15 protein-coding genes are annotated in these 14,583 nt (G+C 67.3%); 7 read left to right on the top strand and 8 right to left on the bottom strand.

Going from position 1 to position 14,583, the window contains the following annotated elements:
• The first annotated feature begins 152 nt into the window (after positions 1 to 152).
• Positions 153 to 611: a hypothetical protein gene (locus AWZ10_RS44170; protein WP_046705676.1), complete on the top strand. Its 459-nt coding sequence runs from the start codon at positions 153 to 155 to the stop codon at positions 609 to 611.
• A gap of 258 nt (positions 612 to 869) precedes the next feature.
• On the opposite strand, the gene AWZ10_RS44165 is transcribed toward AWZ10_RS44170, so the two are convergent.
• Positions 870 to 1,424 carry a hypothetical protein gene (locus AWZ10_RS44165; RefSeq protein ID WP_060893994.1) on the bottom strand — a complete coding sequence of 185 codons (555 nt, stop codon included), beginning with the start codon at positions 1,422 to 1,424 and terminating at the stop codon, positions 870 to 872.
• A 711-nt stretch (positions 1,425 to 2,135) separates the two neighbouring features.
• Here AWZ10_RS44165 and AWZ10_RS44160 point away from each other — a divergent pair.
• From AWZ10_RS44160 to AWZ10_RS44150, 3 genes are read left to right on the top strand one after another with little or no spacing between them, the layout of a single operon-like run.
• Complete coding sequence (locus tag AWZ10_RS44160) at positions 2,136 to 2,420, top strand: hypothetical protein (protein WP_046705678.1); 285 nt, start codon at positions 2,136 to 2,138, stop codon at positions 2,418 to 2,420.
• The gene (locus AWZ10_RS44155; protein ID WP_060893993.1) at positions 2,413 to 3,465 is read left to right on the top strand and encodes a polyprenyl synthetase family protein; all 1,053 of its coding nucleotides are present in this window, start codon (positions 2,413 to 2,415) and stop codon (positions 3,463 to 3,465) included. Before AWZ10_RS44160 ends, AWZ10_RS44155 begins: the two co-directional genes overlap by 8 nt.
• A 24-nt stretch (positions 3,466 to 3,489) precedes the next feature.
• The gene (locus AWZ10_RS44150) at positions 3,490 to 4,653 is read left to right on the top strand and encodes an oxygenase MpaB family protein (protein WP_060893992.1); all 1,164 of its coding nucleotides are present in this window, start codon (positions 3,490 to 3,492) and stop codon (positions 4,651 to 4,653) included.
• Positions 4,654 to 4,929: 276 nt separating this feature from the next.
• On the opposite strand, the gene AWZ10_RS44145 is transcribed toward AWZ10_RS44150, so the two are convergent.
• Positions 4,930 to 6,204, bottom strand: a complete 1,275-nt coding sequence (locus AWZ10_RS44145) for a TerD family protein (RefSeq protein ID WP_079104694.1) — start codon at positions 6,202 to 6,204, stop codon at positions 4,930 to 4,932.
• 330 nt (positions 6,205 to 6,534) lie between these two features.
• On the opposite strand from AWZ10_RS44145, the gene AWZ10_RS44140 reads away from it, so the two are divergent.
• On the top strand, positions 6,535 to 6,759 hold the full coding sequence (locus AWZ10_RS44140) for a hypothetical protein (RefSeq protein ID WP_060893990.1): 225 nt from the start codon (positions 6,535 to 6,537) through the stop codon (positions 6,757 to 6,759).
• A gap of 43 nt (positions 6,760 to 6,802) precedes the next feature.
• Here AWZ10_RS44140 and infA read toward each other — a convergent pair whose 3' ends face one another.
• The 6 genes from infA to AWZ10_RS44105 form a co-directional block, all read right to left on the bottom strand.
• Positions 6,803 to 7,027, bottom strand: a complete 225-nt coding sequence (gene infA, locus AWZ10_RS44135) for a translation initiation factor IF-1 (RefSeq protein ID WP_031047878.1) — start codon at positions 7,025 to 7,027, stop codon at positions 6,803 to 6,805.
• The gene (locus AWZ10_RS44130) at positions 7,024 to 7,815 is read right to left on the bottom strand and encodes a GNAT family N-acetyltransferase (RefSeq protein WP_060893989.1); all 792 of its coding nucleotides are present in this window, start codon (positions 7,813 to 7,815) and stop codon (positions 7,024 to 7,026) included. The genes infA and AWZ10_RS44130 overlap by 4 nt, the downstream gene beginning before the upstream one ends.
• Positions 7,816 to 8,211: 396 nt before the next feature.
• On the bottom strand, positions 8,212 to 8,577 hold the full coding sequence (locus AWZ10_RS44125) for an STAS domain-containing protein (protein WP_046709432.1): 366 nt from the start codon (positions 8,575 to 8,577) through the stop codon (positions 8,212 to 8,214).
• 1,084 nt (positions 8,578 to 9,661) lie between these two features.
• Complete coding sequence (locus AWZ10_RS44115; RefSeq protein WP_079104693.1) at positions 9,662 to 10,336, bottom strand: response regulator; 675 nt, start codon at positions 10,334 to 10,336, stop codon at positions 9,662 to 9,664.
• Positions 10,333 to 11,502, bottom strand: a complete 1,170-nt coding sequence (locus AWZ10_RS44110; protein WP_107307952.1) for a sensor histidine kinase — start codon at positions 11,500 to 11,502, stop codon at positions 10,333 to 10,335. Before AWZ10_RS44110 ends, AWZ10_RS44115 begins: the two co-directional genes overlap by 4 nt.
• Before the next feature lie 1,198 nt (positions 11,503 to 12,700).
• On the bottom strand, positions 12,701 to 13,471 hold the full coding sequence (locus AWZ10_RS44105) for a phosphotransferase enzyme family protein (RefSeq protein WP_244172766.1): 771 nt from the start codon (positions 13,469 to 13,471) through the stop codon (positions 12,701 to 12,703).
• Between the two features lie 359 nt (positions 13,472 to 13,830).
• Between AWZ10_RS44105 and AWZ10_RS44100 the strand changes: the two genes are divergently transcribed.
• Positions 13,831 to 14,040 (top strand): hypothetical protein, encoded by a 210-nt coding sequence (locus tag AWZ10_RS44100; protein WP_046706484.1) that lies wholly within the window; start codon positions 13,831 to 13,833, stop codon positions 14,038 to 14,040.
• Between the two features lie 379 nt (positions 14,041 to 14,419).
• On the top strand, positions 14,420 to 14,583 hold a 164-nt coding region (locus tag AWZ10_RS55645; protein ID WP_341846119.1), incomplete at its 3' end, for a VOC family protein.

Genomic DNA, 14,583 nt, shown 5'->3' with positions numbered 1-14,583 from the left:
GGGGGTACCGGTGGCCGGGGGAGCGAGGAACAGTCACAACTGTTCGCTGCCTCCGTGCGTCTGAGTGGTGACCAATGCCCTCTGGGGCGAGGCAAGAAGGGGAAACCTTGATCCACCGCATGTTGGAAAGACCCAGAACCTACGCCGCTGTCATGGGCGCGTTTGTCATGGCCGCAACCATGCCGCTGCTTGCGCCTACGACCGCCCATGCCGCGAACGCCTGCCACAGGAACAACAACATCCTGGTGACCGCCGAGATCAAAACCCACTATCCCGTGACACTTCACGGCGCGACCATCAAGCTGTACAGCGAGCGGAGAAACGGAGCCGCGTTCTTCCAAACGGTCGGCGCGAGAGCCGGGGACATCATCTCCATCCACCGGACCCACAGAGTCGCCACGGGAAGTGCCGAGCACTACTGGTGGAACAACTCGCAGGCGGGCTCCTACGACTACTGCGAGACCAGCGCGCCCCGCGACGGTCTCGTGCGAACTGAACGGATCGATGGAGCACACCACGGAGTGCGGGCCTGCCTGCGGCGAAACGGCAATCAGCAGTGCGCCAGCTGGTGGTACGCCGACAACGACGACGACTCCGGAGACATAACCTAGAAGGTCGGTGAAGGCCTTGGGCTCTGGCCCTGTCGCGTGAGCGGCAGGGCCAGACTCGTCATGCGGCGATGTGGCGATGCGGCGATGGCCCGGTGAGACGGTGAGGCCAGACGTGTAGGAGACCTGTCGGAGTGCTCGGCCGGCTGGCTTCCGCTTCTCCGTAAGCCAGTCCTGCTGTTGTGACTCAAGCTGTGCCGCAATGGGACAGGGTTTCAGGAAGTTGGGCGACATTGGCAAACCCCCGTCCCCTTCCCCGCGCTACCCGACCTGTGCCCTCCGCCACTCCACTTCCTCGGCAGTCAACGGCGCATGGACGCTGTACACGTCGCCTACCCGCAGATTGTCCGGCGTGGTGTGCTCGCCGTAGGTTCCTATGGCGGAGACGGCCACGTGGGAATCGGGCTGCCAGAAAGTGCGGAAATGCGGGGCGAATACGGGGATTGCCGCGATCTCCAACAAGGGGACGCCGCGCCGCATCAGTAGACGTTGCAGCTTTTCGAACCGAAGCCTGGGAGTGAACCGCCCGTACCGGGCGCGAATTGCGCCACTGACAAGGGTGCGGTCCCGGTACGCGAGCCGATGCACCTGCAGTGTGAAGTGGTGGCCCGACCAGGGGTGGTCGGCGGAAGCGCGGTCCCAGTAGAACTCGGCCAAACCGTAGTCACGGCACATGCTGTGATCGCCGAAGGTGTCCTCAGCGAAGGCCGATCCGAGGACCTTGGTGACGCGGTCGGGAGAATCCGCGGGACCCACGCCGAGCAAGGTGCCTGTGGTGACGACGTCCACGTAGAACGCCAGGGAATGCGGAGTCAAGGGCTGATCCTCGATGCGGTGTGATCCAACATGGTGTGGGCGGCGAAGACCATACTCCACCCCGGCCGTTTCACCACCTCCCAGAACTTCAGACCCGACGTATCGCTTGTCTCGGCCATTCCGCGTACCGAACATCTCCATGGCAAGGATCGCGACCGGTGCTGTCACCGTTCTTGCCTCGAAGTCCACCTCCGGCGTTTGAGGTCGTCGACCCCGGAATTGATCGTGGCCCCGTTGTCGAGAGAGTTGACCAGCTGCTTCGACGCTTCACTCCAGTTGTTCATCAGGTCCGCTTCGGCCGCAGTGACCGCAGTGACCGCAGTGACCGTGTATGAGCCGTCGCTATTGGAGTTGGAAACTCGGCGTGAAGCTTGTCTCGATCACATCGAAACGTGCCGGTGAAGAAGTGACCCCATTCCTTGGGGAAGCTACCTCCAATGAAACGCCTGCGCCGGCGCGGTCACTCGGCAGGCTTCCGTAGGCCGCCCGAAACGCCAGCCGTGACCAGGCTCTTGTCCCATAACAGGCGTCGGACCGCATGTGGTGATCTTCGAAGAAGATCACTCGATGGTGCATAAGCGCTGCCCGGGTCGTGTTCGGTGGCCAGACTCTAACTGCGTCGTGCCGAATATCGCCACGCGCTATATCGCCACGCGCTGCTCTGTGCCGACAGGCCGGAGCGGGGCGGGCATTGCCACAGGGGGACATGCTGTGACACACCACGACGGCCACGAGCCGGGCCTGGCGGAGGACGCGGTGGCCCTGGTGGCCGGCCTTACCGATCTGGCGGTCTGCGGGCTGAGCAGCGCGGTAAGCGGCGTCAGCGGCCTGCTGCGCCGCGCCGATCTCGGGGACCTTCTGGTGGACGGCAAGGAGGAGACCAAGGCGCGCGGCCGCTTGCTCCTGGACCGGAACGCGGCCGTGGCGCCGGCGCACATGGAGGTCCTCGCCCGCACCGTCACCGCTCGGACCCAGGCGGAGAGCGGCCATGAGTGAACCGGCAGAGCACGCCTTACTGAAGCAGCGCATCGACCGAGCTCTCAGTGAATTCGTTGCCGCGGAAGCACAGGCACTGGTTGACATCGATGCCTGTCTGGCGCCGGTCGCGGAGCAGCTTCATGTCGCGACCGGGCAGGGCAAGCGGTTCAGGGCGGCGTTTTGCTACTGGGGCTGGCGCGGGGCCGGCCAGCCCGACAGCGAAGCGATGGTAGGCGCCGCCGCCGCGATCGAGCTGGTCCATGCGGCCGCCGTCGTGCACGACGATCTGATCGACCACAGCCGCACCCGGCACGGCCGGCCCACCGGGCACATCACCCTGCGCAAGGCTCTCACCGATCATGTACGGCCGAAGGCCGGCGCCCGGGCCCTGGCCATGCTGGTGGGTGATCTGCTGATGTCGATGGCCGGGCAGATGTTCACTGCCTCTGGCCTGCCCGGCGCTTTCCTGAGCAGGGCCCGGCCCCTGTGGGCGGTTCTGGCCCGCGAACTCGTGGCCGGTGAGTGCCTGGAGGTCCTGCGCACCGGAGCTGAGCCGGACCCGGACGCGTCGGTGAAGGTGATCCGGTACAAGACCGCGAAGTACACCGTCGAACACCCTTTGCAGATCGGCGGCCTGCTGGCCGGAGCCCCAGAGCGGCTGCTGCAGGCCTACAGCGACTACGGCGTACCGCTGGGCGAGGCGTTTCAACTGCGCGACGACCTGTTGGGTCTGTTCGGTGATCCTGAACAGACCGGCAAGGATCCGGCCGATGACCTGGCCGGGAACCGGCCAACTGCTCTGATGGCCCACGCACTCACCTCCGCCACCAAGGCGGAGCACGGCGAGCTGCGCCGACTGCTGGGGCAGGCGAACCTCAGCGAGCAGCAGGTGGAACGGGTCCGCGAGATCGCTCACCGCACCGGCGCCGTCACCCGCGTCGAAAACATGATCACCATCCGGCTGCGTGAAGCACACGACGCCCTGGCCGACGCCGATCTGACGGCCGAGGCCCGCCGCGCCCTGTCGGCCTTGGCGACCGTCTCAGCCACTCGCACGCACTGACCGTCACCCCACCGGAGGAGCACCATGACCTACACCCAAGCGTCCATGGACGCCCTGCGCACCGAAGGGGACGAACTCGCCGACGCGACCGTGGCGACGCTGTTCGAGCGCGGAGAGGTCGGCAAGTTCAACACGCTCATGCGCTACGTCTCCACCGCCGGACAGGACCTTCCCGAAGGACTGCCCGACGTCGCCCGCGAGTACCTGAACGCCACCAGCACGCCCCCGGCCTGGGTCGACTGGGGCGAAATGGAGAAGGCACGGCTGTTCTTCATCGACAACAACGTGCACATCTCCACCGCACTCTCGTTCGCCTCGATGCCCGCCTGCTACGTCCTGCCCCACGTGGCCAAGCTGCTGTCGTCCACCCATTCGCTGAAGTACCCCTCCAAGCGCATGGCTGAGACGGGCCAGTTCACCGTCTACCTCATGCAGCCCGGCGCGTTCGAAGCCGGCAGCCGCTTTATCCCCGCAGCGCAGAAAGTACGGTTGCTGCACGCCTCCATCCGCCACCACCTCAAGCGGGAGGACCGCTGGGACACCGCCGCCCTGGGTACGCCGATCTGTCAGGAGGACATGATCGGCGGGCAGATGATGTTCTCCATCCAGGTCCTCGACGCCCTGCACCGTCTTGGCATCCACATGAGCAACGAAGGCGCCGAGGCCTACTACTACGCCTGGCGGGTGGTCGGTGCCATTCTCGGCATCGACCAGGGTCATGTTCCCCAGAACCTGCAGGCGGCCCGTGAGTTCTCCGATCTGTACATGACTCGCCACATGGGCCCCAGCGAGGAAGGCGCCCAGCTCACCCGCCAGCTCATCGACCTCTACGAAGAAGTCGTGCCCGGCACCTTCTTCGACCCGATCGTCTCGGCACTCATCCGCTACCTGATCGGAGACACCTGCGCCGACTGGCTGCAAGTCCCCCGCACCACCTGGGACACCGTCGTCAAGGCCGCCCCCACCCTGCTGGGGCTGCTGGAAACCATTGAGGACCGCTCACCCCTGGCGGGCTGGGCCCTGGACCGGCTGGGCCACCTGACCAGCGCCTTCGAACTGTCCTCCCTGACCCGCGGCCGCGTCATGCACTACGCCATTCCCGAACACCTCAAGAAGGACTTCGGAGTCAGCAGCACCATCCCGCCCAAGAGCCGCTGGACCCCACCGTCCGCAACCGTCAGCCAGTAGCGACAACGGCTCCCAGGTACACCGTGGCGCGGCCCCCAAGAGGGAGCGCTCCGTTAAGTGTTGCGCGTGGACCGGGCCGCTGGGCCCGTGCCGCGTCTGTGCGGCGGCGATGTCAGACGGAGGAGGTCGGTGGGGGAGAGGCCGGGGCGGGTGCGATGCCGGCGGGGTGCCGCCGCCGGCCGGAGGCGTCGCCGCCGACTTCCACCACCGAAGGCTTGCGCACGCCCGTTCCGGCGCCTCGCCGGAAGCCGCCTCCCGGGCTGCGGTGAGAGCCTGTCACTTTCGGGCAGTTGTCCACTTCAGACCCCACCCATAGGCCAGGTCGACGGCCTGCCCCCCTCTCGGGCCGCCGTTGGGAACCAGGTAGCGGGCCTCGCGCTGGACGATCAGCTCCGAGCGTGTGTTGGTGATGAGAGCGAGCGCGCACACGGGGGACTGGACCGTGCACTCGTCGAGCGAGAAGTCGATCGGCGCGCCGTGCTGCGGCTGAAGCGTCACCGTGGCGTGCAGATCGGTGAAGGAACTCGCGCCTTCGTAGATGCTCACGAAGATGAGGATGCGGCGGAACTCCCGCTTGTGGTCGAGGTTGATGGTGAGGTTCTCGCCGGTGTCCACGGCTCCGGTGCGGTCGTCGCCGTCGAGATGGATGTACGGGGGCTGGTGCAAGGCCCCGAAGTTGTTGCCCAGGGCCTGGACGCATCCCTTGGAGCCGTCGGTGAGTTCGTACAGCGCGCACAGATCGAGGTCGAGGTCTGCGGGCATCGCCGCAGCCCGACCGCGTTTGCCACCCCCGCCCGCGAATTGCCTACGCATCTGCCAGTTGAGGTTGACGTGCATGACGCCTGAGGTGCCGCCCTGCTTGGTGAGCGAGACCGAAGGGGCCTCCTTCGTGAGCGTGACCTTGGTGGGGCGCACCGGAGTGGTGGTGGGCGGCGCGGGCGGAGTGACCCGCGGCTGTACGGTGACGGACGGGGCCACGGAAGGCCGCTGGGGCGCGGCCGGGGCCGCGGGGGAGCGCTGGGATGCACGCTGCGGCTCGTCGACCGTGATCCCGTAGTCCGTGGCGAGTCCTTCCAGGCCGCTGCTGTAGCCCTGGCCGACGGCGCGGAACTTCCAGGCTCCCTGGCGGCGGTAGAACTCACCGAGGACAAAGGCAGTTTCGACGGTCGCGTCGGTGCTGTCGAAGCGGGTGATTTCCGTACTGCCGTCGAGTACCCGGATATGGAGACCCGGTACCTGGCCGAAGGTGCCGCCGTCGGCGGATGCGGCCAGGACGACCGACTCGATAGCCGGTTCCACACGCGTGAGGTCGACGGCGAGGGTGTCGGTCACCTGGCCGCCGTAGTTCCGTTTGCCTTCGTGCCGCACCGCGCCCGAGGAGTGCGCCGGCTGGTTGTAGAAGACGAAGTCCCCGTCGCCGCGCACCTTTCCGGCGACCAGCAGCAGCGCCGAGGCGTCCGCGTCCGGGACATCCGGCCCGGAACGCCAGCCTAATTCGACACGGAGTCCGGTCGTCGGCACCGGAACGTTGGAACCCTTCGGCATTGCCATGTCCGCCCCCTGGCATGTCTCGTACCGACCGCGCCGCGGCGGGTCCGATCCGCCGCTCGAATACAACTATTCCCCTCCTCCGGGCAAGACTCACGGCCTTCGCGCGCCACCTTGCCGAGAGCCACCAGCAACTCGCCGTCTGTTCCAGACCTTGGGCCTGGCCGGACATGTATGCACCGGTCGTGCCGTCCCCTTTTGAGGTCGTAAGACGATCTCTTGTTGAACGGCCCTGTTCGGCCCTGTTCGGCCCTGTTGGGCCCTGTTCGGTGTGACGATTCGACCGTTCGGGATGGTGTGAACACCCCGGCCGTCGATGGCGGACGATGATCCGTGGGCGCCGACCGCGCCGTGGCTGTCGTCCTGGCCCGAGCAGGCTCTTGGTCGCGGCCGGTGCCGGACGGGCTGTTCCTGCCGGGCATCCTGTACGTACTGCACAACGACATCGCCTGGCAACTGCTGCTCCTGAAGCTGGGTCCGGCTCGGGCCGGACCCGTCGGCGGTGGCCGCCGCGTCAGTGTGAGCCATCATCGGGCCTCGGTCACGGAAGCGCCGTGACCGGGGCCCCAGGATCAGCTACCGCGGAAGGTGCCGACCGCCGCTAGTTCCGGTACCGGAACACGATCCGGCCGCGTGTCAGGTCGTACGGCGGGAGCTCCACCAGCACCCGGTCTTCCAGCATGATCTTGATGTAGTTCTTGCGGATCTTCCCGCTGATGTGCGCGAGCACCTGGTGGCCGTTCTCGAGCTCCACGGTGAACATGGCGCTGCGCAGGCACTCGACGACCCTGCCCTCGACCTCGATGACGTTCTTGTTCCTCGTCATCGCACCAGCTCCAGGTTGCTGCTCATCGGCCGGGCGCCGATGCCCTCGAACAGCGCCGAGGCTGCTTGGTTGGACTCGTGGACTTCGGTCCCGGCCGCGGCGAACCCGGAGCGGTGCAGCGTCCCGAGCGCGTGGGCGAGTAGCGCCCGTGCGATGCCGCGGCGCTGCTCGCCGGCCCGGACCGCGACCAGCCCGATGCGCGGACGGTTCGCCGTCACCACCCGGATCAGACCCAGGTAGCGGTCCGGCGCCGCGGCCACCGCGTACTTCGACGGGTCGACGACGGTGTCGCCTTCGGGGCGGGGGATCACCTCCGCGGGCATCGCCTGCCACCCGACGGTCGCCTCGACTTCGTCACGGATCGCGCGGTCCACCGCCCGCAGCAGACTCTCGTCCGCCTGACCGGCGGGCACGATCGTCACGCCCGAAGGCGGCAGGACTGCATCGAGCCCGGTGACCCGCGGGTCGGTCGACACGACGTACTCCCACTCGCGGCGCCGGATCGTGAAACCGGCCCGCCGCCAGCCGGCCGTCCGCTCGACGTCGGCTTCGTCGACCACCGTGTACAGCGGTGCCGGCAGTTCCGCCAGCATCGCCTCGGCGAGCCGGTCGAAGGTGGCGTCGTGCCAGGCGTCGACGCTGACGAACATGCGTCCGTCGGGCCGGTGCTCCGCATGCCCGCGGCCGACCACCAGGTCGTCATCCAGTGCATGCCATTGCCCGTCGGCGACACGCGTGATGATCACCGCGTTCTCGCTCATGCCAGATGTGAAGGGCTTCGTGTTCATCGGAGTTTCCTTCCAGGAGTGCCTTGATCTCAGGCGCTCCTGGCGACACCGAAGGTCAGCCGCCGGACCGTGACGGGTTGAGGGAGCACCCATGGGTAACTGTGTTCACGGGGCTCACCTCCATACGACTACTTCACGGTCCACCGCGAAAGTAGCAGCGAGGCGCCGCCTAGCTCAAATCTTTTCCCTTGAGCCCGTGACGCGATCACGATCCGGTCTTCTTGAAGCGTCTCCAGCGGATGAGACTGCAGCCAACGACACGAAGAAGGCGTGGAGTTCGATACGTCGTTCCCACGGACCGCGAGGCGTTGAACTGGTCGCGCAAGGCGAGGTTCTGCTCGACGACGTAGCGGAGCTTGCCCAGGAGGGTGCTCAGGATCGGCCCGGGTGGGGCTCTCAGTCGTTCAGGGCCTGCTCGGTGGTGGGGTGACAAGAGATGAAGGTGTCGACGCCGACCAGTTGCAGGACCCGCAGAACGGACTCCTGCGCGCCGGCGATGCGCAGCCAGCCCTGCACGCCGCTGACCTGTTGATAGGCGGCGACGAAGACGTTGATGCCGCTGGAGTCCATGAAGGTCACCCCGCTGAGGTCCACCACGATCCGCGGCGGCACCGTGCCGTCCTCGGACAGCAGCGCCCGACTGAGGACGTCCTTGACGGTGTGGTCGATCTCGCCCAGCACGGTCACGACCCGGACGTCGTCGGCCATGCGGTGTTCGACGGAGAGCCGGCCTGGCCGGTCCGCATTCTCGATGTCGGTCACCGTCTCCTCGACTGCGTTCGGGCTGGCCCTTCGGGTCAGGGCGTGCGCGGACGATTCTGCCCCAACGCCCCAGCCGGATGCACCCGGGTGGCGGTGCCGAACAACACCGTTCCCAGAAACTGAGCGGGGGTGAGTCCTGGTGCCAGGTCTCGTGCTCGGCCGAACGCCCCTGACGGCGTTGGACGTTCTGGTTGTCCGCGTTCACTTCGCAGTCGGGCGGCACGGATCGTGCCCGTGGTCCGGGAATGCGGCGGTGGGGTTCCTCACGCCCTGGGACGCCTGGTCGGGCCTGGACGGTCCGATGCCTCACCGCATCACTCCTGTGCTGTGGGGGCGGTGTTCCAGGTGGGTCGGCCGGGGGCGGCCAGGCTGTAGTCGACGGCGATGGTGGCCACACCGTGGTCGGCCGGTCAGCGTCCGGACCGCGCAAGTCGCTCTTGTCGAAGGTGTGGAAGCCGCTGGCGTGGGCGAGGAGGATCGCGGGCGCCTTGGTGTTCCGGCTGTGTTTGGGCAGGTACAGGTCCGCTTTGAGGGCTTGACCGCCGTGGGTGGCGTACACCTGGGTCGTATCGGGGTGGGTATCGGGGTAGGCGAGCTGGCTGAAGACCTCGCCGGAGACCTCGCCGAAGGAGACCTTCGTGCCCGCTTGCTGCGCGGCGCTGAACTGGATGCCGCCCATGGCCAGCGCGGCCACCATGGACAGTGTCATGACCGTGGTGAGGAGGCGGCCCCAGCGCAGCGGCCCGCTGCGCCAGGCCGTGACTCCCAGGAGAGTGCCGGCCAGGGCGAGGACGGCTATGTGGAAGGGGTACTGGCCGCCGAGGACCGGACCGATCGCTCCGGCTTTCGGGATGGCCGGAAAGTAGGTGCCCAGCAGCAGGGAGCGGATCGGGCCTCCGGTCGGTACACCACGAGATTGGCTCCCGGGTCGGGGCGCCGCGTCCCCCGTCGGAGCCAACGTGCCGCGTAGCTCTCCGGTGCTACACGGTGCGGGCGGAGGGCCGTGCGTGGTCGGGCCTCGGTCGCGGCGGCGGGTGTTGGAGGCCGAGGCTCAGCGACGGCGGCGGGCGCGGGGGTGTCGTTCTCAGCGGGCTGTGTTGCCGGGGGTGATCAGGCCGGTTTCGTAGGCGAATATGGTGGCCTGGGTGCGGTCGCGGAGCTGCAGTTTGCGCAGGACGCGCCCGAAGTGGGTCTTGACCGTCTCTTCGGCTACGACCAGTTTCCGGGCGATTTCGGCGTTGGACAGGCCCTGGGCCACGTGTGTGAGGACTTCGGTCTCGCGGTCGGTGAGGGCATCGATACGCAGGCCGGTCGGCCGCTTGGCGGCGGGGCTCACTCGGGAGAATTCCGAGATGAGCCGTTTGGTGACTTCCGGGGCCAGAAGGGCTTCGCCTCGGGCCAGTACGCGTACGGCTTCCGCGAGCTGAACCCCGGAGGCGTTCTTGAGGAGAAACCCGGAAGCCCCTGCGCGTAGTGCCTCGTACACGTATTCGTCGAGGTTGAAGGTGGTCAGGATGAGGATCTTCGCGGAGGTACCGAGGTGGGAGGTGATCCGTCGGGTGGCCTCGATGCCGTCCATGTTCGGCATCCGGATGTCCATCACGATCACATCGGGTGTCAGGTTCCCGGCCTGCTCGACGGCTTGTGTGCCGTTCTCGGCGGTGGCGACGACTTCGATGTCGGGCTGGGCGCCGAGGAGGATGGTGAAGGCTTCCCGGACCATGGCCTGGTCGTCGGCGACGATGACACGGATGGTCACTGGGCGGGCTCCTTGCCGGTGGCGGGCGAGAGGGGGTCGGGCAGGGTGGCGGTGACCTCGTAGCCGCCGCCGGGGGTGGGGCCGGTGACGAGATCTCCGCCGAGCATCGCGGCGCGCTCCCGCATGCCGGTGAGACCGTGCCCGGAACCGGGCGAAGGGCCGACCGGGAGTGAGGCCGGGGCATTGAGGACCCGCAGGTGCAGCGCGCCGCGCGTGTAGGTGAGTTCGATGCTGGTCTCAGCGCCGGGGGCATGGCGCAGAACGTTGCTGAGGGCTTCCTGAACGATGCGGTAGGCCGACAGCCCCACCCCCGGCGACAGCGGGCGGACAGTGCCTTCGATCCGGACAGCGGTGTTCAGACCAGCGGCGCGCACGCTCGCCAGGAGCACGTCGAGTTGTGCGAGGGAGGGCTGGGGGGTGGTGCCGGTGGTGCTGTCGTCGCTGTCGGAACGCAGCAGGCCGAGCAAGTGACTCAGTTCGGCCAGCCCCTCCAGCGCAGTGGCACGGATCGAGGCGAACTCGGCGACCAGCTCCGACGGCGGGTCCTGAACCCGGTAGGGCGCGGCGTCGGCCTTGATGGAGATCAGCGACATGTGGTGGGCAACGACGTCGTGCAGCTCGCGAGCGATCCGGGTGCGCTCTTCAAGGACCGTGCGCAGCGCCCGCTCCTGGGCGGTGGCGGCTATCTGCTCGGTGAGGCGTGCATGGTCCTGGCGGCGGCCACGGGCCACGGCGCCGAAAAGGACGGCAAGCGCGAACAGCGGCGCAGCGCCGATGATCACTTTCCATGACACTATCCATGAGTCGACGGCAAGGCCGGACAGCTTGAGGACCACCGCCAGCAAGGCGCTGAGCAGCGCCGCGGTGATCGCGGAGAACAACCGCACCCGCAGTGTGAGGAGGAAGAGCACACCGGCGTGCACCATCCACACATAGAGCCGGCTGTTGAGGGCGGGCGGATACTCCAGCGTGGTGGCCGTGAGCACCGCCATCGACAGCCACCAGGCGGGCGCCGGCCACCGCAACGCGGCAACCAGCACGGTCGCGTGCACGAATGCCACGACAGGAGTGGTCGTGTCCGTCGCAACTGCGGCCAAGACAGCTGCCAGGCACACCAGGGTGTGGGGCAGCCATCGCAGCCAGCGGGGCCAGGCCAGCGGCGGCATAGGAAGGGCACGGACGGTGACGAGGTCCGTGCTCACCAGGCGAAGGCCACCAGCCAGGCTCGCCGCAACGGTGGGCAGCGGGTGGCCCGCCTCCGGGACGGTCGTCTGTGACACATGATCATTATCGGACATCGCGACGACTCCGGTGAGACCTTGAAACCACGGGCGCCGCGAGCGCCGGGCCGCGCCTCAACTCGCTTTCCATGGCGGGCGGCAGGGCCGGAGCAGGCAGACACGGCCCCGTGGCGGCCGCCGGAGGGAAATACGCAATCGCGGTGGCCAAGCAGGCAGCACGCCCCGGCGCAGCCGCGCAGATCGGCTTCCTACTGCCCATGAGATTTGCCTCCACATGTTCACCTGGAAACGAAACTACGGAGGAACTTGCCGCTCAGCATCCTGCTGGAGAGCCGTATCCGATGTAGCTCTCCAGGGGGACGAGGGCGACACAACGATGTCTTGAGTACCTGGCCCCGTTACCACCGCGGAGCCGCAGAAACGGATGGCGTCTCCCGAAGTCGACTCCGCCGCGCACATCGACTTCGCTGCCCTCCAGATCACCGGGGCGGCATCGGACAGATACCGGGAGGCGCGAAGGAACCGACCAACCTTTCCGGGCACTACTCACACCCGTCTATCACGGCAATTACTAGGCCCCGCTGTTCCCGATCGACGCGACGTTGAACCCCCTTGACCATGCCGTGGTCGCGCCAGCGGCGGAGGAACGCGTACACATGGTCCCAAGGCATCAAGTGGCGGGCATGGAGCGGCACTTGCTGCCGTGATCGATGGGATGGCGAATGGCATCGAGTATCGCCCGGTGGCCGTAGGCCTGCGGCCGGCCTCCCCCGAGCGCGCATCCAGACCGGCACCGGCGGCAACGGGCGGACGGCCGCCCACTCTGCGCCCGTCATGTCCGTCGGACAACGCGGCTGCGGCGTCCCGTTGTCGGCGGCGTTTCCGGCCCCGTGAGCCAGACGGTCACCCTCTCCAGGGCGGCCGAACCGGACTGCCCGGCCATCGACCCGGAGCACTGCGGCACCAGGACCTCTTGATGTTGCTCGGTGATTCGACACCAACGAGCTGTTCAGGAGGCCCAGCTCCTATGCACCGAGTACCCCGCGACCACCCAATCGGGACTCCCGTCCGGGCATGGTGCCCCGCAGTCGGCCAGAAGAACGGTCGGTGACGAGCGAACCTGCTACTCGAACAGATGCCGGTATGCCCTACTCCAGGCGATCCTCTTGTCGAGTTCAGCCAGAAGCCCGTCGGCCACCCAGGTGGCTTGGGGCTCATAGCCCTGTTCGGCCAGCCGATGCACGAGGCCGGCGTTGTCCTGTTGTCTGCCAATAACGGCGCTCACGATCCCGGCGGTCGAGTCAAGTCCGTACGCGTTACAGAAGATCTCCAGCCGCCGACGGCGGTCGGGAGGCGCCGGGTAGCGCAGCCAGCGCAGGCACTCGGCGTCGTCGCGGAACGGGGCGACGTATTCCAGCGCGTAGGCCACGTCGTGCAGCCGCGGCGCCGGGCGGGCGAAGTCCCAGTCGATGATTCCCACCGGTCGGTCGCCCTGCCACACGACGTTCCAGGGGCCGAAGTCCCCATGGCAGACGACCTCGTGGTCGCCGGGGCTGCCCGCGCCTGCGGACCAGGTCGCGTCCGGCGGGGGCGAGAAGCCGGCGCAGGCGTCGTGGTAGTCACGCAGCAGTCGGGCGAAGTTCCTCAGGCCCTGGTCATCCACGACCTTGGCCCAGCCCGCAGCCCCGGAGTCACCCTTGATGAAGGTCAGGACTTCACGCCCTTCACCGTCGACTCCCAGAGGGCGGGGCGCATAGGCGAAGCCGACCTCCTCCAGGTGCCGCAGTAGCGCGTGGACGCTGGGTGTCCACGGCTGGACGGGCCTGCGGACAGTGTCACCGATCCGCACCACCCGACGATGGTCGCTGTCCTGCATCACTTCCTCACCGGCCACCCGATTCACGCTACCCGGCAGCCCGAACTCGCGGCACCTTGATTACCGTCAGCGACGAATGACGGCCAGTTGCTCCAAGGCAAATGGCCGCCAGTGGGGAATCCCAACCGGCCACCAGTACACGTTCGTTCGATCGACACCCCAAGATCGGTACAACAACAGCTACTCGGTTGATCTGGTGCCGGGTGCACGGATGGTAGCGGCGTCTCAGTTGATCCGGTTCGGCCGGCATCTTTCAGCGAGGGCGCCAGGATGCCTGTTGCTGACCAAGGGGCGGTCGCTTCCCGACAGGGGCTCACGCTCACCTGCTGTAATGACGTCACGAGCGTCTGGGACCATGGCACAGGGGGAGGTAGCTCGTGCGTGTCGTTGTGGTCACGTCCAAGGTCGTGCTCGCCGTCCTGGGGACCTGGCTCCTTCTGTGCGCGGTGATCGCCTTTCCTGCGTTGTTGCCGGCGCGGTGGGAGTACTACCTGATCTCTCCGGCTTCGGTGGGCCTGTGGCTGATCACCATGCTGGTGAGTCCATTTGTCGTCTGCTGGAGGCTGCGGCGTTGGATCGCAAGATGATCGCCGTGCTGGCGGCAACCGCAGGTCGGTGGATGCTTCTTCCCGTCCCGAGGGCACGGTGATGTGCCCTTCGGCCGGAGGCGTGGGTGGTGAAGTCGGCCCAGGGAGACTCTCCTGAGCGATGCTCCTACGGGCCAGATCATCCGAGACGCCGAGCGAATAATGGGGCCAGATCATCTGAGACGGGAACCCGATCGGCTGAGACGGGACAGCGCCGGGCCCGCCCTCCGACCAGACTGGTTGTCCTGTGGCACGGAACTTTGAGCCGGTGTCATCGATTCCTAATGCCGTTCGTCAAGCCGCGGCGCACGCTTGAGGTAGCGGGCAGGAGGTGTCAGAGGTGCGCGGTACAGTCCGTTCATCCGACTGGGGAGGGCTCATGGCGACCAAGTGGAGCTTGACGATCGACTGCGCGTACCCGGGGAAACTGGCCGCGTTCTGGGCGCTGGCGTTGGGCTACGAGGAGAAGCCCGCGCCCGCAGGGTTCGGGAGCTGGGAGGAGTGGTTCTCGCATCATGAGGTTCCGGAGGACGAGTGGGATGA

The sequence above is a fragment of the Streptomyces europaeiscabiei genome (genome assembly GCF_001550375.1).
GTDB lineage: Bacteria > Actinomycetota > Actinomycetes > Streptomycetales > Streptomycetaceae > Streptomyces > Streptomyces europaeiscabiei.
This window is presented reverse-complemented; position numbering and strand designations above follow the sequence as displayed.

Excerpts from the sequence above, each read along its gene's own strand:
- AWZ10_RS44110 (WP_107307952.1), bottom strand. The coding sequence starts at position 11,502 with ATGCCGCCGCTGGCCTGGCCCCGCTGGCTGCGATGGCTGCCCCACACC.
- AWZ10_RS44145 (WP_079104694.1), bottom strand. The coding sequence starts at position 6,204 with ATGGCAATGCCGAAGGGTTCCAACGTTCCGGTGCCGACGACCGGACTC.
- AWZ10_RS44170 (WP_046705676.1), top strand. The coding sequence starts at position 153 with ATGGGCGCGTTTGTCATGGCCGCAACCATGCCGCTGCTTGCGCCTACG.
- AWZ10_RS44130 (WP_060893989.1), bottom strand. The coding sequence starts at position 7,815 with ATGAACACGAAGCCCTTCACATCTGGCATGAGCGAGAACGCGGTGATC.
- infA (WP_031047878.1), bottom strand. The coding sequence starts at position 7,027 with ATGACGAGGAACAAGAACGTCATCGAGGTCGAGGGCAGGGTCGTCGAG.
- AWZ10_RS44150 (WP_060893992.1), top strand. The coding sequence starts at position 3,490 with ATGACCTACACCCAAGCGTCCATGGACGCCCTGCGCACCGAAGGGGAC.
- AWZ10_RS44155 (WP_060893993.1), top strand. The coding sequence starts at position 2,413 with ATGAGTGAACCGGCAGAGCACGCCTTACTGAAGCAGCGCATCGACCGA.